General features: G+C 34.6%; 17 protein-coding genes, 1 tRNA gene and 2 pseudogenes. 7 read left to right on the forward strand and 13 right to left on the reverse strand.

Features of this window, described 5'->3' with window-relative positions; all coding sequences use genetic code 11:
* Positions 1-47: 47 nt before the first annotated feature.
* Positions 48-1,007: a malate dehydrogenase gene (gene mdh, locus AAGD44_RS02465; protein ID WP_341764425.1), complete on the reverse strand. Its 960-nt coding sequence runs from the start codon at positions 1,005-1,007 to the stop codon at positions 48-50.
* On the reverse strand, positions 1,000-2,340 hold the full coding sequence (rho, locus tag AAGD44_RS02470; protein ID WP_341764657.1) for a transcription termination factor Rho: 1,341 nt from the start codon (positions 2,338-2,340) through the stop codon (positions 1,000-1,002). The genes mdh and rho overlap by 8 nt, the downstream gene beginning before the upstream one ends.
* Before the next feature lie 680 nt (positions 2,341-3,020).
* Here rho and AAGD44_RS02475 point away from each other — a divergent pair.
* Complete coding sequence (locus AAGD44_RS02475) at positions 3,021-3,161, forward strand: hypothetical protein (RefSeq protein ID WP_341764426.1); 141 nt, start codon at positions 3,021-3,023, stop codon at positions 3,159-3,161.
* Between the two features lie 368 nt (positions 3,162-3,529).
* On the opposite strand, the gene AAGD44_RS02480 is transcribed toward AAGD44_RS02475, so the two are convergent.
* Positions 3,530-4,339, reverse strand: coding sequence for a DsbA family protein (locus AAGD44_RS02480; RefSeq protein WP_341764427.1), 810 nt, complete (start codon positions 4,337-4,339; stop codon positions 3,530-3,532).
* Positions 4,340-5,001: 662 nt separating this feature from the next.
* Between AAGD44_RS02480 and AAGD44_RS02485 the strand changes: the two genes are divergently transcribed.
* A tRNA-Arg gene (locus tag AAGD44_RS02485) sits at positions 5,002-5,078 on the forward strand.
* Positions 5,079-5,796: 718 nt separating this feature from the next.
* On the opposite strand, the pseudogene AAGD44_RS02490 reads toward AAGD44_RS02485, so the two are convergent.
* Both AAGD44_RS02490 and AAGD44_RS02495 read right to left on the reverse strand, forming a co-directional pair.
* Positions 5,797-5,881, reverse strand: a pseudogene (locus AAGD44_RS02490) (IS5/IS1182 family transposase); the annotation flags it as partial.
* A gap of 331 nt (positions 5,882-6,212) precedes the next feature.
* A pseudogene (locus tag AAGD44_RS02495) lies at positions 6,213-6,333 on the reverse strand (IS5 family transposase); the annotation flags it as partial.
* 294 nt (positions 6,334-6,627) lie between these two features.
* Here AAGD44_RS02495 and AAGD44_RS02500 point away from each other — a divergent pair.
* Positions 6,628-6,903, forward strand: coding sequence for a hypothetical protein (locus tag AAGD44_RS02500; protein WP_341764429.1), 276 nt, complete (start codon positions 6,628-6,630; stop codon positions 6,901-6,903).
* A 106-nt stretch (positions 6,904-7,009) separates the two neighbouring features.
* Here the strand turns inward: AAGD44_RS02500 and AAGD44_RS02505 are convergent, their stop codons facing one another.
* A complete protein-coding gene (locus tag AAGD44_RS02505) occupies positions 7,010-8,113 on the reverse strand; it encodes an IS4 family transposase (protein ID WP_341763462.1) in 1,104 nt (367 codons plus the stop codon).
* A 540-nt stretch (positions 8,114-8,653) separates the two neighbouring features.
* Here AAGD44_RS02505 and AAGD44_RS02510 point away from each other — a divergent pair.
* From AAGD44_RS02510 to AAGD44_RS02520, 3 genes are read left to right on the forward strand one after another with little or no spacing between them, the layout of a single operon-like run.
* Positions 8,654-9,163, forward strand: coding sequence for a transposase (locus AAGD44_RS02510; RefSeq protein ID WP_341764430.1), 510 nt, complete (start codon positions 8,654-8,656; stop codon positions 9,161-9,163).
* A gap of 50 nt (positions 9,164-9,213) precedes the next feature.
* Positions 9,214-9,507 carry a hypothetical protein gene (locus AAGD44_RS02515; protein ID WP_341763459.1) on the forward strand — a complete coding sequence of 98 codons (294 nt, stop codon included), beginning with the start codon at positions 9,214-9,216 and terminating at the stop codon, positions 9,505-9,507.
* A gap of 11 nt (positions 9,508-9,518) precedes the next feature.
* The gene (locus AAGD44_RS02520; RefSeq protein WP_341763476.1) at positions 9,519-10,412 is read left to right on the forward strand and encodes an IS3 family transposase; all 894 of its coding nucleotides are present in this window, start codon (positions 9,519-9,521) and stop codon (positions 10,410-10,412) included.
* Positions 10,413-10,531: 119 nt separating this feature from the next.
* Here the strand turns inward: AAGD44_RS02520 and AAGD44_RS02525 are convergent, their stop codons facing one another.
* Positions 10,532-11,500 carry a Fic family protein gene (locus AAGD44_RS02525; RefSeq protein WP_341764431.1) on the reverse strand — a complete coding sequence of 323 codons (969 nt, stop codon included), beginning with the start codon at positions 11,498-11,500 and terminating at the stop codon, positions 10,532-10,534.
* Between the two features lie 311 nt (positions 11,501-11,811).
* Here AAGD44_RS02525 and AAGD44_RS02530 point away from each other — a divergent pair, with 311 nt between their 5' ends.
* Complete coding sequence (locus tag AAGD44_RS02530) at positions 11,812-12,531, forward strand: hypothetical protein (protein ID WP_341764432.1); 720 nt, start codon at positions 11,812-11,814, stop codon at positions 12,529-12,531.
* A gap of 595 nt (positions 12,532-13,126) precedes the next feature.
* Here the strand turns inward: AAGD44_RS02530 and AAGD44_RS02535 are convergent.
* The 6 genes from AAGD44_RS02535 to lspA form a co-directional block, all read right to left on the reverse strand.
* Positions 13,127-13,864 carry a hypothetical protein gene (locus AAGD44_RS02535; protein ID WP_341764433.1) on the reverse strand — a complete coding sequence of 246 codons (738 nt, stop codon included), beginning with the start codon at positions 13,862-13,864 and terminating at the stop codon, positions 13,127-13,129.
* Positions 13,865-13,879: 15 nt separating this feature from the next.
* Positions 13,880-14,956, reverse strand: coding sequence for an undecaprenyldiphospho-muramoylpentapeptide beta-N-acetylglucosaminyltransferase (gene murG, locus AAGD44_RS02540; protein ID WP_341764434.1), 1,077 nt, complete (start codon positions 14,954-14,956; stop codon positions 13,880-13,882).
* The gene (ftsW, locus tag AAGD44_RS02545) at positions 14,953-16,098 is read right to left on the reverse strand and encodes a putative lipid II flippase FtsW (RefSeq protein WP_341764435.1); all 1,146 of its coding nucleotides are present in this window, start codon (positions 16,096-16,098) and stop codon (positions 14,953-14,955) included. Before ftsW ends, murG begins: the two co-directional genes overlap by 4 nt.
* Positions 16,099-16,387: 289 nt before the next feature.
* The gene (gene murD, locus AAGD44_RS02550; protein WP_341764436.1) at positions 16,388-17,803 is read right to left on the reverse strand and encodes a UDP-N-acetylmuramoyl-L-alanine--D-glutamate ligase; all 1,416 of its coding nucleotides are present in this window, start codon (positions 17,801-17,803) and stop codon (positions 16,388-16,390) included.
* 202 nt (positions 17,804-18,005) lie between these two features.
* Entirely contained in the window at positions 18,006-18,257 is a 252-nt protein-coding gene (locus AAGD44_RS02555) for a DUF3035 domain-containing protein (RefSeq protein WP_341764437.1), read from the reverse strand.
* Positions 18,258-18,860: a signal peptidase II gene (lspA, locus tag AAGD44_RS02560; RefSeq protein ID WP_341764438.1), complete on the reverse strand. Its 603-nt coding sequence runs from the start codon at positions 18,858-18,860 to the stop codon at positions 18,258-18,260.
* Positions 18,861-18,946 lie beyond the last annotated feature (86 nt).

Below are 18,946 nucleotides of genomic sequence, written 5' to 3' on the forward strand. Positions count from 1 at the left end.
GTAAGCACGTGAGGATTCGAGAACGAAAATAACGACGAAATCGACCATTAGATAGAAGCCTTCACAGAACCTAATTCTATAAGCTTTTTTACGCCTGCTACCGATTGATTAAATAAATCTTGCTCTTCAGCGTTTAATTTTATTTCTACTATTTTTTCTATACCATTTTTACCGATTACTACTGGCACGCCAACGTAACAATCATGAACGCCATATTCACCTTGAAGATAGGCAGCACAACCTAATATTTTACGTCTATCTTTTAAGTAACTTTCTAACATTTCAATTGCAGAGGTGGCAGGAGCAAAGTAAGCAGAACCAGTTTTAAGCAAGGAGACAATTTCTCCTCCTCCATTTCTAGTGCGTTCTACTATCTCCTCAATACGCTGCTTCGTTGACCACCCCATCTCTACTAAATCTAAAATAGGTATGCCATTAATAGTGGAATACCTAATTAACGGGACCATTAAGTCCCCGTGACCCCCCAATACAAAGCTGCTGACATTCTCTACCGAAACATTAAATTCCTGCGCTAAAAATAAATTGAATCTTGCCGAATCAAGCACCCCTGCCATCCCAACTACCCTATTATGAGGTAGCCCACTCTCCTTTAACATTACATAAACCATAACATCCAGAGGGTTAGTAATAACAATTACAAAAGCATCTGGTGCATACTGCCTAATATTAGCAGCTATATTTTTAATAATACCGCTATTCACATTAATTAAGTCATCCCGGCTCATTCCCGGCTTACGCGGCACGCCCGCGGTCACAATTACTACATCTGAATTTTCTATATCCTGATAGTTATTGGTCCCTCTTAAAGACCCATCGGACCCTGATATAGAAGCTGCTTGGGATATATCAAGAGTTTTACCCTGAGGTACGCCTGGGGTTATATCAAACATTACTACATCACCTAATTCCTTCAAGCTGATCAGGTGAGCTAATACTCCTCCTATATTTCCGCCTCCTATTAAAGAAATTTTCACTCTTTTAGCCATGTGTCCTCTCACCATTTAATTTGTTAGAATTCATTGAATCAAAAAATTCTGCGTTTGTCTTGGTATTTTTTAGTTTATCTAATAAAAATTCTACTGCATCTATTGTGCCCATTGGGTTAATGATCCTCCGAAGTACCCACATTTTGGGTAAAATTGATTCGTCAACTAACAATTCCTCCTTACGCGTCCCTGATTTCGTTATGTCGATCGCAGGATAAATTCGCTTATCAGCTATTTTACGATCTAGTACTATTTCAGAATTACCGGTTCCTTTAAATTCTTCAAAAATCACTTCATCCATGCGAGACCCTGTGTCAATAAGCGCCGTTCCTATTATGGTCAATGACCCACCATTTTCAATATTCCTAGCAGCCCCAAAAAAACGTTTAGGCCTTTGCAAGGCATTAGCATCAACTCCTCCTGTAAGCACTTTACCAGACGAGGGGACTACCGTATTGTATGCTCTGGCTAGCCTGGTGATGGCATCAACTAATATCACTACATCTCTTTTATGTTCTACTAATCTTTTTGCTTTCTCAATTACCATTTCCGCAAGCTGTACGTGTCTGCTAGCTGGTTCATCGAAAGTTGAACTAACCACCTCTCCCCTGACTGAGCGTTGCATATCAGTTACTTCCTCGGGGCGCTCATCAATTAATAACACAATTAAGAATACTTCCGGGTTATTAGTAGTAATTGCATGAGCTATATTTTGTAATAAAACGGTTTTGCCTGTCCTTGGGGGCGCGACAATTAAAGCCCGTTGACCTTTACCCATAGGAGAAACCAATTCAATGATTCTAGTACTATAATCTTTATTATTATTCTCTATTTCTAATGATAATTTTTCTTCAGGATAAAGCGGAGTTAAATTGTCAAAATGGACTCTATGATAAGCTTTAGAAGGTTCTTCAAAATTTACCTTATTAACTTTTAATAACGCAAAATATCGCTCCCCCGGCTTTGGAGCTCTAATTTGTCCTTCTACTGTATCACCAGTACGTAAGCCGAAACGTCGTATTTGACTAGGGGAAATATAAATATCGTCAGGACCAGCTAAATAATTAACCTCTGGGGAACGGAGAAAACCAAACCCATCGGGTAAAATCTCTAAGACCCCTTCCCCGAGAATTAATCCTCCTTGCTCCACAGATTTTTTGAGTATAGCAAAAACCAATTCTTGCTTTAGCAAATAACTAGCATTCTCTATATTAAGATTCTCAGCTTGTAATTGCAGTTCTTCAGGAAGTTTACGTTTTAATTGTTTAAGATTTATCGTAACGACATCATCTTTAATAAAACTACCGGGTTTTATACCATTATCCTGGTACATATTAGGCAGTTCTTTATTGTCAGTAGCAGTATTTTTGGTCATACATATCTTTTTGTTATGATTATTTACGATAAGGCCCAATTTGTGATAAAAATCGTCAGTATTACCACAAATAAGCAAAGCTAAGTTATGTTGAACTAACGTAGAAGCCAAACCCTACATTAATTTATATAATATTACTGTAAAACTGAGGACATATTGATCCTTCGAAACACAAGCTGCTTAGAGATAGTTAGAAAATGTGAGATTATTCCATTAGAATTTTAAGAATTAGTTGTATACTCGAATGATCCCTCGAGTATATAATAGTTACATACTGCAAGCGACGAACACGTTAACCCTCAAGAACTTGCAAAAGCCAATTTATACCAAGTTACTATCAATAACATTCGGGTTGTCGATTGTGGGGATTGTCGTGCTTACCTAGTGCTACTAGAGTTAGTGCTCCTTCTCCACTTGCACTATTCCTCTAATATGAATTTGCATGCATCGTTAACTCATCGCTCGCCTATTCTTTATAGGCTTTGCTCCATCGCGCCTAGCAGCAAAATCATCGAAAGAGGAGGATACTCCTCTGTTTTGAAAGCAGCTTGGTGACATGAGCTAAAGAATATACTTATATTTTAAGGGGACGGTATTAATTGTTTTAATGAATTATATGACACTTTATATCAAAAAAGATGGTAACTAAAGATCTATATTTATCCACTCAAATATTTATTATCTCCTCTTTATCTATCAAATTATTTTCAATGTGTCAAACAAAATCAGATGAACTTCTATTTATTATTTTTAATGTTTCCAAGGAATTGTTATTTTAAGGTGCTTACATTCAGTTTATAAATTAACAGAAAACAAGAAATATATAGGCTAATTAGCGTATATTAGATGCAAGGAACTATAGTCACTTAGGTTAACTAGCTACGTTGTTGCTCGTCGCTTACCTAGTATCTCCTAGGCTTCACTCCTCGCGCCTAGTATCTAATTAACCTAAGTGACTATACATATATATAAGCAGAAGCCATTTTATTTCAATAGAGCTCTTGCAAAACTCGCATCGCGGAGGGAATTTGAAAAGGAGACTCTTCGCTCCAAACCGCATCGCACTAGGGTGTACGTGAGGGTTTAAGCCTAGATTCATTGTCCCAATTACCAGTAGAAGTAGAGTTTTGAGAGAGGTCTAATGATGTTATTGTTTGTTTTGACTTCTGATCTCGGTAATAATTTTTTGTAATTGCCCTAAATCCATCATTCCGGGTATTAACCTATCATTAATAATATAAGCAGGCACCCCTTGTATTTTCAAATTTCTTGCTAATTGTGTATTCTTTTCCAATATACTTTTGATTTCTTCTTGGCTCGCTAGCTCTAATATTGTCAACGGATTCAAATTATTATCTGTTAACAATTTTTCTACTGCGGTATTTGTAATAGGCTGCATTTCTATCAAGCTATCATGTATATTTTTAAATTTCGTAGGATCAGTTTTATAAACAGCTAACGCAATAGAAGCTGCAAAATAAGAGGCATCCCCAAGAATTGGAAAAGGTTTTAATAACACTTTAACATCTGGGTCTAATTTAATTAATTGGTTAATAAACTTATCTCCCTTTTTACAATAAGTACAATTATAATCATAGAAAGCAGCAATCACTATATTTCCATTGCTATTTCCAAGTGCCGGAGAAGTAGTAGAGTTATTAACTTCTGTCTGATGTTCTTTTAAGTATTGGCTGGCCTTAATCTCCATTTCTTGTTTTTTTCGCTGTTGCAATACTTCCATAGCCTGAACAATTATTTCAGGATTATTAAGCAAATATTTTTGGATAATTTGTTCGGTCTTATTTATTTCATTTAATTGATCAGATGATGGCTGATTTATGTTATTAGTGGAAATTTTTGCAGATGCAGTACTGGGTACCTTAATAGTTTTATAAGCAAATAATGCTATAAGCAAAATTACAATGATTAATAATACTTTACTAACAACGTTATTCATACATTTCTTTTTTAAAATTATCTTCTTAGTTATAAATAACTTATTGATCAAAGTAAAGACTAACCTACTTTGACTTACTAAAAACTTTTCATAGCTCTTCCAACTGCCCTAAAAGCAATATATACTGTTCGTACCTGAAGAGTTGGTAGACGATAGAATCAACTTTAAGAAGAGCGAGTAGTATACACGTCATTGCGAGAAGATTGCTTACTGCAACCGACTAAGCAATCTAGGAAAATCTACAAAATCACGATAATTTAATTTGCATGATTGCTTCGGGCGGCGCTTCGGGCCTTCTAGCAATGATTTTTGTTATTCTTAATAATCACTTATTGCAACCTTTGAGTGCGACTGTTAAATTGCCGTGCAAAGGCTCAAGTGTTTTTTATACTTGAAAAATTTAATATTAGCTGATATAAAGCACGTACGCACGCCAATTCTTGAAGTTCCTAAAGTATATAACACCGTAGAAATATTATTAGGATAGCTGATACCATTAAAACTTGAAGAATAGCCCATGTAATTTTCAGCTTGGATCAAGCCGCAAGTCGGACACTAAAGTAGAACTGTCAATATTATCATAAGATAATAGCAAATATTTGGGGTAGTGCAAAAAGTTAAAGGCAGCGTAAGCCTTCTTGGAGCCTCCTATTTTGTTATATGCGCCCTTAGCTCAGCTGGATAGAGCAACGGATTTCTAATCCGTAGGTCAGAGGTTCGAATCCTTTAGGGCGCGCCAATCGTAGATTTTGCTGCATTTTATGAACAGATCAAACGGTGAACGTAGCATAAACTATAACTTCCCGTCTTTTAGTTTCAGGTTCGAAAACACCAAATTTAGCAATTTACGTTTTTCGCTGACAGTTGAACCTTTGAAAGTTGCTAGGCTTCCGGAGGCCAGTTCTACTAAGTTTACAAGACATTCTGAGAAATTTATCGCCAGCTATATCATGATTCTCTATTGCCCGTACATTAGACCTCTTGCATAACCTAATCTAATTGGTAATTTTGTCGTCGAAACTCCTCTCTGTTCCGTAACAATCGTCTATGTACGCTGCGGTACTCGACTTCGTTTCTTCTAAAAATTCTTCAATTATCTTTAGGTTATGCAAGAGGTCTAATGTCTTCACGTCTTTGTATTAATTGACTACGTTTATTCTCATGTTCTTCCTTGCTGATATCGTCATCTAAAAATAAATCAGTTAATCTATCCATACGAGTTTTCATTTTTGTATGCTCAGCATGTAACTCTCTTATTCTCCTTTTATGAAAATCTTGCTCAATTTTTGCTGAAGCTTTAATATAAGAAATTACCTCTACTAGCAATTCAGGATCTAAATGAAGTGTTGCTAATACTTTTTCAACTTCTTTTAATATTATTTCTTCTTTCACGTATAGCCAAAGTGATTTACTCATAGCAATATAAATAAAATTTTGGGATGTTTGAGTTAAAAAATCATATTCCTTTGCTAATCTTCTACTTCTACCAAGCCAACCAAAGGTACGCTCTACTACCCAACGTCGCGGTTCAACCTTAAAACCCGACTGTTTAATTGGTAAACTCTGGACCGGAGTATCTTTATGAACCCAAACTCCATGCCTTGTTTTTCTCTTAACAATTTCCAAATCAATATCATACTCTTTATTAATATAATCCTTTAACTTGCTACCTTATAACCCATATCAGACCATATTTTTTTAACAGCACTATATTTGGTTAACATATTAGACCTCTTGCATAACCTAAAGATAATTGAAGAATTTTTAGGAGAAACGAAGTCGAGTACCGCAGCATACATAGACGATTGTTACGGAACAGAGAGGAGTTTCGACGACAAAATTACCAATTAGATTAGGTTATGCAAGAGGTCTATTATGTCTTTCTTACTATATTTAGGGGGTCTACCTCCTTCTTTGCATGATGGGATAAATAATTCTTGTATTAAACTCCATTCTCTTTCTTTTAGATCTGTAGGATATTTTGCTCTTGCCATAATTTAATATTAATCGCTTATTATCTGTTAATTTATCATATCTTTGGTTTTACAACAAGCTCTACATTGCAGTCTATAGACTAGTTGATATAATCTCTCTATTAAAGGCTTTAATTAGATAGTCCCTGGCCTATAGATCACAATTTGGTATTAGTTTTGGGCGATGATATTAGAAAAGGCATCTGACATAATATTTAATGTTTCTTAAATAATTAATTATATTAAAAGTATTGTTAGTGAATACCTTTTAGTGTAATATGCAACGCTTATTTTTAACTAATACGAGTATTTAATATGATTAATTGGGAAGCGGATGCACAAAGAAGGGAAGCGGAGGCAAAACAGAAAACTGATGCAAGACCAGAAGGGACCCAAAACAATGGTGTTTCCATTCGTGTGGGTTTGCTTAGTTGGTTAATGTGCTTGATTCCGGGTCTCACTACTAGAAATAAGGATCATGATACTGCAAATAATGCAAAGCATGATCAAATAGATACTAAACCATTAGTAAGTGATTTAATAGGAGTAGATTCCCATACAAGTGATGTTAACAATCCTTCAATTAGTTAATAAATTAGTTATTACTAGGACCAAGGGATATGTTTTAAGGAGTGTTCATTAAATTTTTAGATATTTGGTAAAAGAATGGGCAAGCCCTCAGTACATGACATAAAGGTTAACATGATATAATTGTTGGTAATTTGGGGATTAGAGGCTTGATAAATATATCAATAATGCTGGATAGTTCCTTGTACATTTGCCCTTGGTTTAAATATATTCTTCGTAAGTAATCAAGTCCATACCTAAAAGGTGACATAGCCTTTCTGCCGTGAGTTTTCAATTTTATAGGCCAGATAGAATGCCGCCATAAGCCCACAGTATAAGCAAAGGTAAAAGTTATAGCTAATATCCCTAATAATTTGTTTATTCTATCCAAATGTACTAAATGGGTATTTTCAAAGTTGAAGCCACGCGTCTTAAGGCATGCAAAAAGATTTTCAATTTCCCAGCGTTTTTTGTAAATATCCAAGGCCTGATAGGGGTTGTCATTGGTTGCTATAATTACTAATTCTCCTTCTCCGTTACGCAAAGCAGCCACAGAAACTTTAGGTCCTTTATAGTTCTTACCTAAATATCTCTTACCTCTGAGTACTTTATATTCATTATTCTGTAACTTCTTTACTAATGGATTTGCTGTCACTAATTCGTTTTCTGATCTACCAATAGTTAAATTTTGCTTAATTCTTATATAAAATGGAATATTACGATCTGCTAGAAATTTCAACCAGTCATCACCGATAAATTCACGATCTCCAAGCAATGCTGATATTTTTTCTACTCCAAATACTTGCAAAAATCTACCTATTAATTTCTGACGTTCACCACTATTTGAAACGCCAGTTTTTGGTAACATGTCCCACATGATTGGTATAGCTATGCCATTATGGCAGATTGATAATACTAAAATATTGATATCAAGCTTGCCAAATTTCCAGTTAGTACGATCCAAAGCCAACAACCATTTTTCTGATTCAATTTTGGCAAATGCTACTAATAATTTAGCCAGTGCAGTATAACAAAAACTAAAGCCAGAAAAAAATCTTTGTAGTTTGCGATATCGAGAATTATCATTGCCAGCTCCTTGAACTACCAAAGCTAGTTGAGTAAGATTGACATCTCTGACATAGAACAATCCTGTTATTATCTGCTCGATTAATTTTATACTTGCAAAACTCTTAAAAAAATAGTTTCCTAATAGTTGTGATAACGCTGAAGTCATTCTCCTTCTCCTTAAGTCTTAGACAACTTAAGTTATAGGACTTTGATCATGCGTTATCCACTGTTTTTTTCCTTGTTAACCTTTATGTCATGTACTGAGGGGCAAGCCTTTGATTTTTATATAATAATTCATTTGGGTAGTGTTTTTGATTTCCCACAACACAAAATACACTAGCACTTCCCTTGTTCCTAATTTTTCTTTAAAACCTTCACATATACTGTTCGTACCTGAAGAGTTGGTAGACGATAGAATCAACTTCAAGAAGAGCAAGGAGGGTCAGAATAAACGAAGTCAATTAATACAAAGACGTGAAGACATTGTACGGGAAATAGAGAATCATGACATAGCTGACGACAAATTCTCAGAATGTCTTGTAAACTTAGTAGAACTAGCTTCCGAAATCCTAAACACCTTTAAAGGTTCGACTATTGAGAAAAAACGTAATTTAACCTGAGTTTGACGTAAGAAAGAATAGTTGAAAAGGAAGAAGGGAGGGATTATAAAGTTCTCTAATAATAACAACAAAATTGGAGAATATTTATGATCCCTCTTACGGAGATTTTCTGCTTAATTGATGATTTTTGCAAGCATTTTGACCACGAGCAAAATAAATATCTATTACCACACCCTAACCGCAAGCGTAAAGTTGGTTGTACTCTAGGGCTTTCAGAGATTATTACTATTATAGTCATGTTTCATTTGAGTCACTACCGTACCTTTAAAGATTTTTATTTATGCTGCCTATGCCAAAATTATAGAAAAGAATTTCCAAAACTTGTGAGTTATAGTCGTTTTGTTCAGTTAATGCCACTGAGTTTCATGCCAATGGTGTTGCTGCTAAAAAGCCTGTCAGGAAGACAAACCGGTCAATATTATATCGACTCTACTAAACTTCCTGCTTGCCATAATTTAAGAATTAATAGACATAAAGTATTCAAAGATATAGCAAAAAGAGGTAAAACTTCCACGGGATGGTTCTTTGGCTGTAAGCTACATATTGTCATTAACAGTTGCGGAGAGCGTAATGCGCCCCGAAAACTAGAGCAGTGATAGAGAGACTATTTTATGTTAAAATAAATATAAAATAGGAGCAGTCGAAAATGAGTAAGCCAAAAAGTTACAGTAAAGAATTTAAGTTTAAAGTATCGCTAGAGATGATCCGAGGAGATTTGAGTATTGCTGAAATAATCTCAAAATATCAAGTTCCAAGGTCGGTAATGACAAGGTGGAAGAAACAATTTTTGGAAAATGGTGCTGATATTTTTAAGTTTAGCTATGAAAACGGTAATTCCTCTAGTTCTACAAGCGAAATAGAGAAACTGCATGCAACTATTGGCAAATTGAAGGTAGAAAACGATTTTTTGCAGCTCGTATCTGCCAAGTTGAAACTATAAAGAGGAAAGTGATGGTAGATAAGGATTATAAAGATTTAAGTGTTCGTCGGCAAAGTCAGCTATTGAATCTGAACCGCTCCAGCCTATATTACAAGGATTCGGAGAAGGATCAAGATAATTATTTAAGTAATAGAATAGTTGAGATCTATAGTAATTATCCGATATATGGTTACCGGCGAATAACGGCGATACTTAGGAGAGAAGTGGTAATTGTTAACAGCAAAAAAGTCAGGAGGTTGATGAAACTAATGAATTTGCAAGCAATTTACCCTTCGATTAATACAAGTAAAAGAAACCTAAAAGAAGCTATTTATCCATATTTGCTATCAGGGTTAGAGGTTATAAAGCCAAATCAGGTATGGCAGGTGGATATCACTTATTTAAGGGTACAAAGTGGTTTTATGTATTTGGTTGCATTAATCGATGTTTATACTAGATTAGTAGTAGGATATCGTTTATCAAATAGTTTAAATACAGAGAGCTGTTTGCTAGCGTTAGAAGATGCTATAGCTAAATATGGGAAGCCGTCGATAATTAATAGTGATCAAGGTAGCCAGTTTACCAGCGAGGATTGGATTAATGAATTGAGGAGATGCGTCATAAGCATCAGCATGACGGGCAAAGGCAGGTGTAACGATAATGCCCATATCGAGCGTTTATGGCGATCGTTTAAGTATGAGGGGTCGTATTTATACCGGTGTACTTCAGTTTTAGAGTTGAAAAATAATATCCCGAAATGGTTGAATTGGTATAACAATCAAAGGCCCCATCAGGCTTTGGAGTACAAAACGCCGTTTGAGATATATAGTGGATTTATGGATAAGTCTTGCGACTTACCCACAATTCCACTATTACCACAACAGCTACAAAATTATAAAAATAATATTTTTGTAGATAGTTTATGAAAATAATAGTCTCTCTATTTAAAGCTTTTTTGGTCTAAACATAGGGGCGCAGTTCAATACTAGCAAAGATATAAATTAAAAATTACTAATTGTTGTGACAGAACCAAATAGATATGGTCTTATTTAAATTTATAATAGGTCTGATTTTTATCACCTTTACAACTTAACATTCCTTGTTCTAGTCCAAAAGTTAAATCTCTACTAGCCGTTGCAGTAGAAATATCTTTATGTATAAAATTATAATCTTTTCTAGCAAACCATTTGTCTATTAAAGTAATTTTAGCAATCTCAATTCTTGATAATGGAGTATTAGCTTCAGGTATGGCATTATTAGTATATAGTTTTAATGCTTCTAATATTTGAGTGGTCATAAATTCAATAAACAATGTCGATTCTCCAAGCTTGTCGCATTGATTTAAGATGCTATAATACTCACTTTGATTGTTCCTTATTAAGCTCTCAACAGAAATATATTCAAAAATTGCATTAGTTTTTATTAGTAATAATTGTTGCCATAATCTTCCCATTCTTCCATTACCATCTAAAAAAGGATGAATAAATTCTAATTCATAATGGAAAACACAGGCTTTAATTATCCCTGAGACGTCATTATTGTGGTTGATAAAATTGAATAAATTGTCCATTAATAAAGGTACGCGATTTGCAGGAGGAGCAAGGTGAGTTATTTTATTACCTTTAAATATCCCTGCTCCACTTTTACGCCAACAACCATTATCTGCTATTAGATCTTGCATTAGTAATTTATGAGCTTCTAATAATGACTCTATTGATGAAGAATTGAAGATATTTAAATTATTATATACTTTGATAGCATTGTTCACTTCAATAATATCTTTTTGTGGGCCTAACACCCTCTTGCCATTTATTAAATCGGTGATTTGTTTTATGCTTAAGGTATTTCCTTCAATTGCAAGAGAAGAATGGATAGTTTTAATACGGTTATTTTTTCTTAAGTTTATAGGAGGTAAATAAAGCTTAGCACCGAATAATACGCCTAATTCATGGGAAATACTTTGTAATAATTCTATGATTTTATTAGTTATTTGAAAAGGAGGTTTACTACTCATAAGATGATAGTATCATATGATACTATCATTGTCCAGACAACTTATACCATTTTCGAAAACTAAATTAGCAATGGAAGGTAATAAATGAATTCGCTTGAAATAATATAGTATGTACCAGTGCGGGCGACTTCAGAAAGAGAATATGCAAGTTTTTTGCCGTGGATTATCCAGCATTAGCCCTTATCATTAGTTGACCGTCTCCCAGATAATTTTCGCGTCGCTACTAAAGCTTCTTCATTTTGATTGGATATATGAGTAATATTATCGTATGCTTGTTCAATTATCAATAATAAATAGGACTAGTAATAAACATGTTTAAGATATACCACCAACATGATAGAATCATGTGCGATCATTCTCTTCTAGAGCGAAGCTGGGATCTCTCTCACTCAACAGTTCATATAGAACATGATAATATTACCCCCTACGTTAATACTTTCTTGGTAAAGAATAATGATATTATTACTCTTGCTATTAAGACTAATGAGGACAATACAAGTGAAATACGAATTATCCTTCCGGATATTAATGAGTCTATCCCTATGAATTTAAATAATAATGATTTAAAGACCTTAATTGTAAGCGAGTATAGCTATCCCCTAAGGTTATCCCTGCAGCTTACTCATAAACCTCCTGAATTAACACTGCAGTATGGTAGCCAACTAGTATTACAGCACTACAACACTAACAAATTCGATACTATAGAGCTAGAGGATTATGCAATGTTAACTTTAACTAAAAATTCAATATTGAGTATAAATAATTTAAAATTATCTAATTCATCCATAGTGGAGCTGGAACCAACAGCAGGACTGAATATCAGTGATAGGGAAGGCTACCACCTCCACTTAGAATCCCAAGGTAGTATTCTGAAGTTCGATGGTGCTCTTTATGATACGTTACGTAATACGTTACATAATATGTTTAATATGTTTTCGATAGAACATGCCCATAGTATAGATATTACTCATTCTAAGGATAACATAGAGTTATTAAGTGGGGATAATATTATTGCCGCCAGCAGTGTATGATCCCGCTTTTTTAAAGTAGACCTCTTGCATAACCTAATCTAATTGGTAATTTTGTCGTCGAAACTCCTCTCTGTTCCGTAACAATCGTCTATGTACGCTGCGGTACTCGACTTCGTTTCTCCTAAAAATTCTTCAATTATCTTTAGATTATGCAAGAGGTCTAGTATAGCATAGACCATTATGATACACACAGGATAGTAGGCGGGAAGCATAGTATAGTCACTTAGGTTGAATTTAGAGATACTAGGCGCGAGGAGTGAAGCCTAGGAGATACTAGGTAAACGACGAGCAACAACTTCTAGTTTAACCTAAGTGACTATAGTACGCTGCGTTGCTCGACCTTGCCTACTCCTCGCTCTTCTTGAAGTTGATTCTATCGTCTACCCACTCTTCAGGTACGAGCAGTATATACTGCTCGTACCTGAAGAATTGGTTTTTATTTTAAATGGCGAGCGCGCGCAGCGTACAACTAAGTACGTGAGCACGTGAGTCCATGATAAAATAAAAAAACAATTTTTGAAAGACGAGTAGTATATATGGGCAATACATTCAGGGTACTTGTACTCCTAATGTGCTAATTTAGTTTTGAATGGTATTATATCTCACGCGGAGGGGTACTGCTTTTCTCATATTCTTCTATAATAGTATTATTTGTTTTAGGGAGCAGTAAAGGCTCATTTTTTATTGAATCATCAAAATCCTCAGTTAAAAATCTCTTTTTTATCTTAGATTCTTTAGGGTGATCTCTACCTAACTTATTATTTTTTTCAATTCGTTCTTCCTCTAATTTATTAGGCAATATAATCTCAGAGTTTGTAGTGCTATTATAGGAGGGCCCGATAGAACCAGGACATCTATGTTTTTCTAACTCTTGTTTAGTCTCACTGAGCAAAGCTTTAATATTCTCTAATTGTCTCTGCACTCCTACATTGCTATCATCCTGGCTTTTGTTTTTCACTTTACTACTTGCTGCTGCTAATACCGACCTTCCTTTCTTCTTTTCCTCGGGCTGCTGTTTAGCTTTAGTATGCTCAATATCTTTTTTGATCATTTTTAAGTACATTTGACGGTTCCGTAAAGTAGGATTAATTGTCTCTGTATCATATTCGCTAAGTAAATCCTCTTCCTCATCATCAAAATTTTCTTCTACTACATTCCTTTTGGCGGCTGCTATATATTTTTTATTATAGAGCGGTGGCCGTTTTCCCCCTTCAAAACCTTTCCTATCTATCAGTTTATTATTAGCTGATTTTTTAAAATATCCCCTAAAATTATCAGTACAACTAGAAAGTAAACATAATCCTAAAACTGTAACAATAATTTTCTTTAACATAAAACCACCTAATTATTAATTTATAATTTGTTCTACCGTATCGGCTAAAGTTTTACTACCATCATTTTTTCTTTTGACTAATTTTAAAGATGCTTGCTTTAATATATCACGATTTTGTATTAACACTAATAATTTGTCTGCTAATTCTGCCTCGGTACATTTTGCTTGTTCAAAACACCACCCTGCCCCACTTGCTTCCAGAGCCTTGGCGTTATAAAATTGATGATTATCCGCAGCTGTAGGCAAGGGAATAAATATAGCAGGTAGCCCTATATAACTAAGTTCAGCAATAGTGGATGCTCCTGCGCGCGCTATTACTAATTCATGATTTAAATATTGCTGATCCATATCATAAAAAAAATCGGCCAATTTATAGGATAGCTTTAAATTATTATAAATTTCAATGATATTAGCATGGTCTTCTAGTGCTGCTTGCTCTGTTATATGAAGTTGAATATTAGGGTGGGCAGTAACTAATATTTTAATAGCTTTAGGTATTAAAGTAGCGAAAAACTTCGCCCCCTGACTTCCCCCAAAAATAAATATCCTAAAAGGCACATGATTAAAATTATCTTTGACCTCTAACTCCCTAACATTTTCTCTAACAATATGACCGACAACTACTTTCTTCGCGTTATCTAAATTAGCACTACTTTTAGTGTCATCATAAGTAAGAGCTACCTTGGCAGCATATTTTAAGAAAAAACTATTTGTTTTTCCTAAGAAACTGTTTTGTTCGTAAACCACTATAGGAATACGCAAAAATAAAGCTGCGAGCAATGGCGCAAAAGTCGGATAGCCCCCAAAGCCAATTATAGCTGCGGGTTTAATTTTCATTAAGAGTAATATTAACTTCAAAGTCACACACAATAAAGATAGGAATAATTTTAGTTTATTAAGGAACCCTTTCGGAAATAACTTAACATTGATAATATGTGCAATCAACTTTACATCTTCGGTAATATATTTCTTACACCTAATATCAGTAAATAAATGTAACTCATAACCACGTCTTATTAATTCATTCCCTAACGTAATAGCAGGAAACAAATGCCCCGCTGTGCCTCCACCTGTAACAACTATTTTTTTCATATATTAATATTTTGAATTTTATACTTAGTAAGAGAGGTCTTATGGCGGGTTAAGCCTAATAATATCCCTACTGCAGCTGCAGTTGCAAGTGTAGAAGAGCCACCATAACTAATAAAAGGCAGAGTCATACCTTTAGTGGGTAATAAATTTAGAGTCACTCCCATATTAATTACAGACTGTAAACCTAACTGTACTACAATGCCACTAGCTGCTAACTGGGTAAATTTATCATCTTCCTTTATAAGTTTTATTATACTACGAATTACTATAAAAGCAAAAATTCCAATAATAATAAGGCAAATCATTGCCCCAAATTCTTCCCCAGCGACCGCGAAAATAAAATCAGTATGAGAATCAGGCAGCACATGTTTGACTGCGCCTTCCCCGGGGCCGCGCCCATATAACCCCCCATGCTCAAATGCCCGAATTGATTTTCTTACCTGATAGTTCTCGCTACTATCGGGATCTAAAAAGCTATTAATCCTTTGGGTTACATGAGGCAGCCAGAAATATGCTACCGTAATGCCTACTACCCCCATAAAAGCAGCGAGGATAATCCAAAATATGGGCATACCAGCAATAAATAGCTGAATACCTAGCACTAAGGTGATCATTACTAGCATGCCAAAATCTGGCTGAATAATCAATAATAAAGCGACGAAACTATATAGCATTAAACAAACAAAAAAACTTGGGAAATCTCCTTTAAACTTAAGCGATAATATCCAACCAATTATAACCACAAAAAAAGGTTTTATAAATTCTGAAGGTTGCATAGATAGACCAAAAATGTTAATCCAACGAGTAGCTCCTTTGACCTCATACCCATAAAATTTAACTAGTATTAACATTATTATACACACAACAAAGCTTAAAATTGAGAACCTTTTTAACCATTTTTTGGAGAATGAAGAGAAAAAAATCATTACCATAGAAGCAACGGCAAGATATATTGCTTGCCTGATTACAAAATAATGCGCACTTAGCCCAACCCTATTAGCTATTATAGTACCAGTAGTAGTAACTAACATTAGACTAAAAACAAATAAAATGATGGAAGCAATAATTAGTTTTTGGTCAATACTACGCCACCACCATTTGATAGAATTATTGGCTATTTCATTTTTGTGCTTATCTTGCATACTTATACTCCTCTTCCGATGATTTTGCTGCTAGGCGCGATGGTAGAGCCTATAGATAATAGGCGAGCTATTTGAGCAATGAGGCATGCAAATTCATATCATAGGAGTATATACGCAATGGATTTCAAGAGTTGGATTTTATTTGCCAGGGGTGAGGGCGCGGAGCGTACAACTAAGTACGTGAGCACGCGAAACCACGATAAAATGAAAAAACAATTCTTGAAGTACGAGCAGTATATATTCTAACTGACCTGTCAATACTCTACTCGATACGAATTATGCAACAAGCCTAGCTTCTGTGAACCGCGATATTATATAATTTTATAAATAATTCTCCCCGTTCTTCAAAATTTTTAAATTGATCAAAAGAAGCACAAGCAGGAGCTAATAAAATATTTTTTACTGCCTTACCATCTGTCTGAGCATCTTGCATAGCCATATTAAACGCCTCTGTTAAATCTTCACAAATTTGATACTGTACTTTCTTATCAAGTGTTGCAGCAAACATCTCCTTATCCTGCCCAAAAAGGTAAGCTTTACGAATTTTGTGAAATAAAGGCTCTAACCCCGCTATACCTCCTTCTTTTGCTATTCCTCCTGCTAACCAATATATATTATCAAGAGCGGTAAGAGATTTAGAGGCAGCATCCGTATTAGTAGCTTTACTATCATTATAAAAATTCACCTCCCTTCTACCATTACTATCGAAATTATGATTGTTACTCACGTGAGTATCATCTGAGTATATTGTACCAATATACTGCATTCTATGCGGAAGCCCCTTAAATTCCGTGATAGCTGTAATTATTTCTTCAGGTTTAATACCAAGAATACGACACGCAGCATAGCTAGCTATAATATTTTCTTGGTTATGGGAGCCTAGTAAATATTTATTATTAGGAAGGCGCCAAATAAGTGGTTCAGCAATATTATCATAAATAATGTTATGATAAACTGATGCTCCTTTATCAAGAATTTTACGGGTAGAAATAGGAAGCAAGTTCGTTCTATTTTCTATTTCTAATTGTTCAAGAAACTGCTTAGTAATTTCATTATCAACGCTAATGATTGCAAAGGATTCTTTATCTAACCTGTCACAGATCTTACGTTTAGAAGCAATATAGTTCTCCATACTACCATGTCTAGCTAAATGATCTTTAGTAATATTGAGAAGTATAGCAATTTTAGCTTTAAAGTTTTGTAATAAATCTAGCTGGAAGGAAGATAATTCTAATACATATCCAGGGGCATGAAAATCTATACTTAAAGCTGGAATACCAATATTGCCGCCAATTGGGTAATGACGCCCCTGAGTTTGTAAAATATAGCCTATTAACGCTACAGTAGTACTTTTACCATTAGTACCAGTCACAGCGACAAAATTAACTGATTTAGCCTCTTCAAATAATAACTCTATATCGGAAGTTAGTAATATATTATTAGAAGCAGCTAATTTAACAATATCATGCGATAGAGAGACGCCTGGGCTTAAAACAATTTTATCTAGCTTTTTCCACCTAGGATCTGATAAATCAACTAGCTTATCATTTCCATAAATTTCACTAAAAGCCTTCCGACTAACATTATTTTGATCATAGCAGATTACCTGGGCTACTTTATAAAGTGCTTCATAAGAGGAGACGCCAGTTTTACCTAAACCGAATATACCAATTTTTTTATGCTTTTGCGATAGAAGCAGTGACATAATAGTTTAACCTCTAGGCTTATATAATAGACTTATTGGATAATTCCCATCGAGCTGTCATACTCTCCAGCTTTCAAGAGTATAATTTGTAGGAGGCATAGGAAAAGCTCGCAGCGTACTTAGGAGGGGCGCGGAGGAAGATTACCGCTCCGAATCAACCGGACAAATCGCCTGCGAGATGCGAATTATGCGAAAAGCCTATTTATCTCCCTATCTCATTAATTAAAGCTTTTTCTCCCTCATTAAGCTTATCTATACCCTTTTGATCATTACTTGTTGTCTCAACTGTTTTGACTAAAGTCAATTCATAATGAGGTGGCATTTCCAATGGTTTATTACGCTTTACTAAATATTCATTAGGCCCAGTTGTTACCATCCCTATAGTTTCTTTTATTTTCTTATTACAGCCAGTAAGTGTTAAGAACACAGTAATTAATAAAAAGAATGTACGCACTTAATCTCCTTCATTCATATTTTGTTTATAAGTAAGTTCACGAATCCTGTCCGCCTCACTTTGAATCAGCGAATTATTATATTGGACTACATTTTTTTGTTCAACGGTTTTTTTAGTTTGATAATAATCATATAATAATATAATTACTCCTAATGAAATAAAACTATCAGCTAAATTAAATATTGGAAAACCAACATTATTATAATGAAAATAAATGAAATCGAACACTGCCCCATTAATAAAACGATCAATTAAATTCCCCACTGCCCCACCGACTACAAAACTATACCCAATAAATTCTATTACTGACTTGCTACGGACTAAGATACTCCATAAATATATAGTAATCGCAGAATTTAATACTAAAAATAGCATATTGCTATATTGATAGTAATTTCTTAATAAACCGAAGCTTATCCCGTAATTCCAGCTATAAACCATATCTAAGAAACTTGTTATTTCTAAGGTCAAACCAGCCCTATTCCTTAAATAACCTATAAACCACCATTTTACTAACTGGTCTATAATTACTAGCTTAAACATTATACTACTACTACGGCGTATAATTAGTAAAAACTTTTTTAATTTAGGGGGGATGCGCATGATTTAAAATTTTATTTTTGCTTATTTCTTTACTTCGGCCCAGCAGAATTTTGTAGTATAGTCAATTAATATAAACTAGGGGCGCC

Source organism: Candidatus Tisiphia endosymbiont of Beris chalybata (genome assembly GCF_964026555.1).
Taxonomy (GTDB): domain Bacteria; phylum Pseudomonadota; class Alphaproteobacteria; order Rickettsiales; family Rickettsiaceae; genus Tisiphia.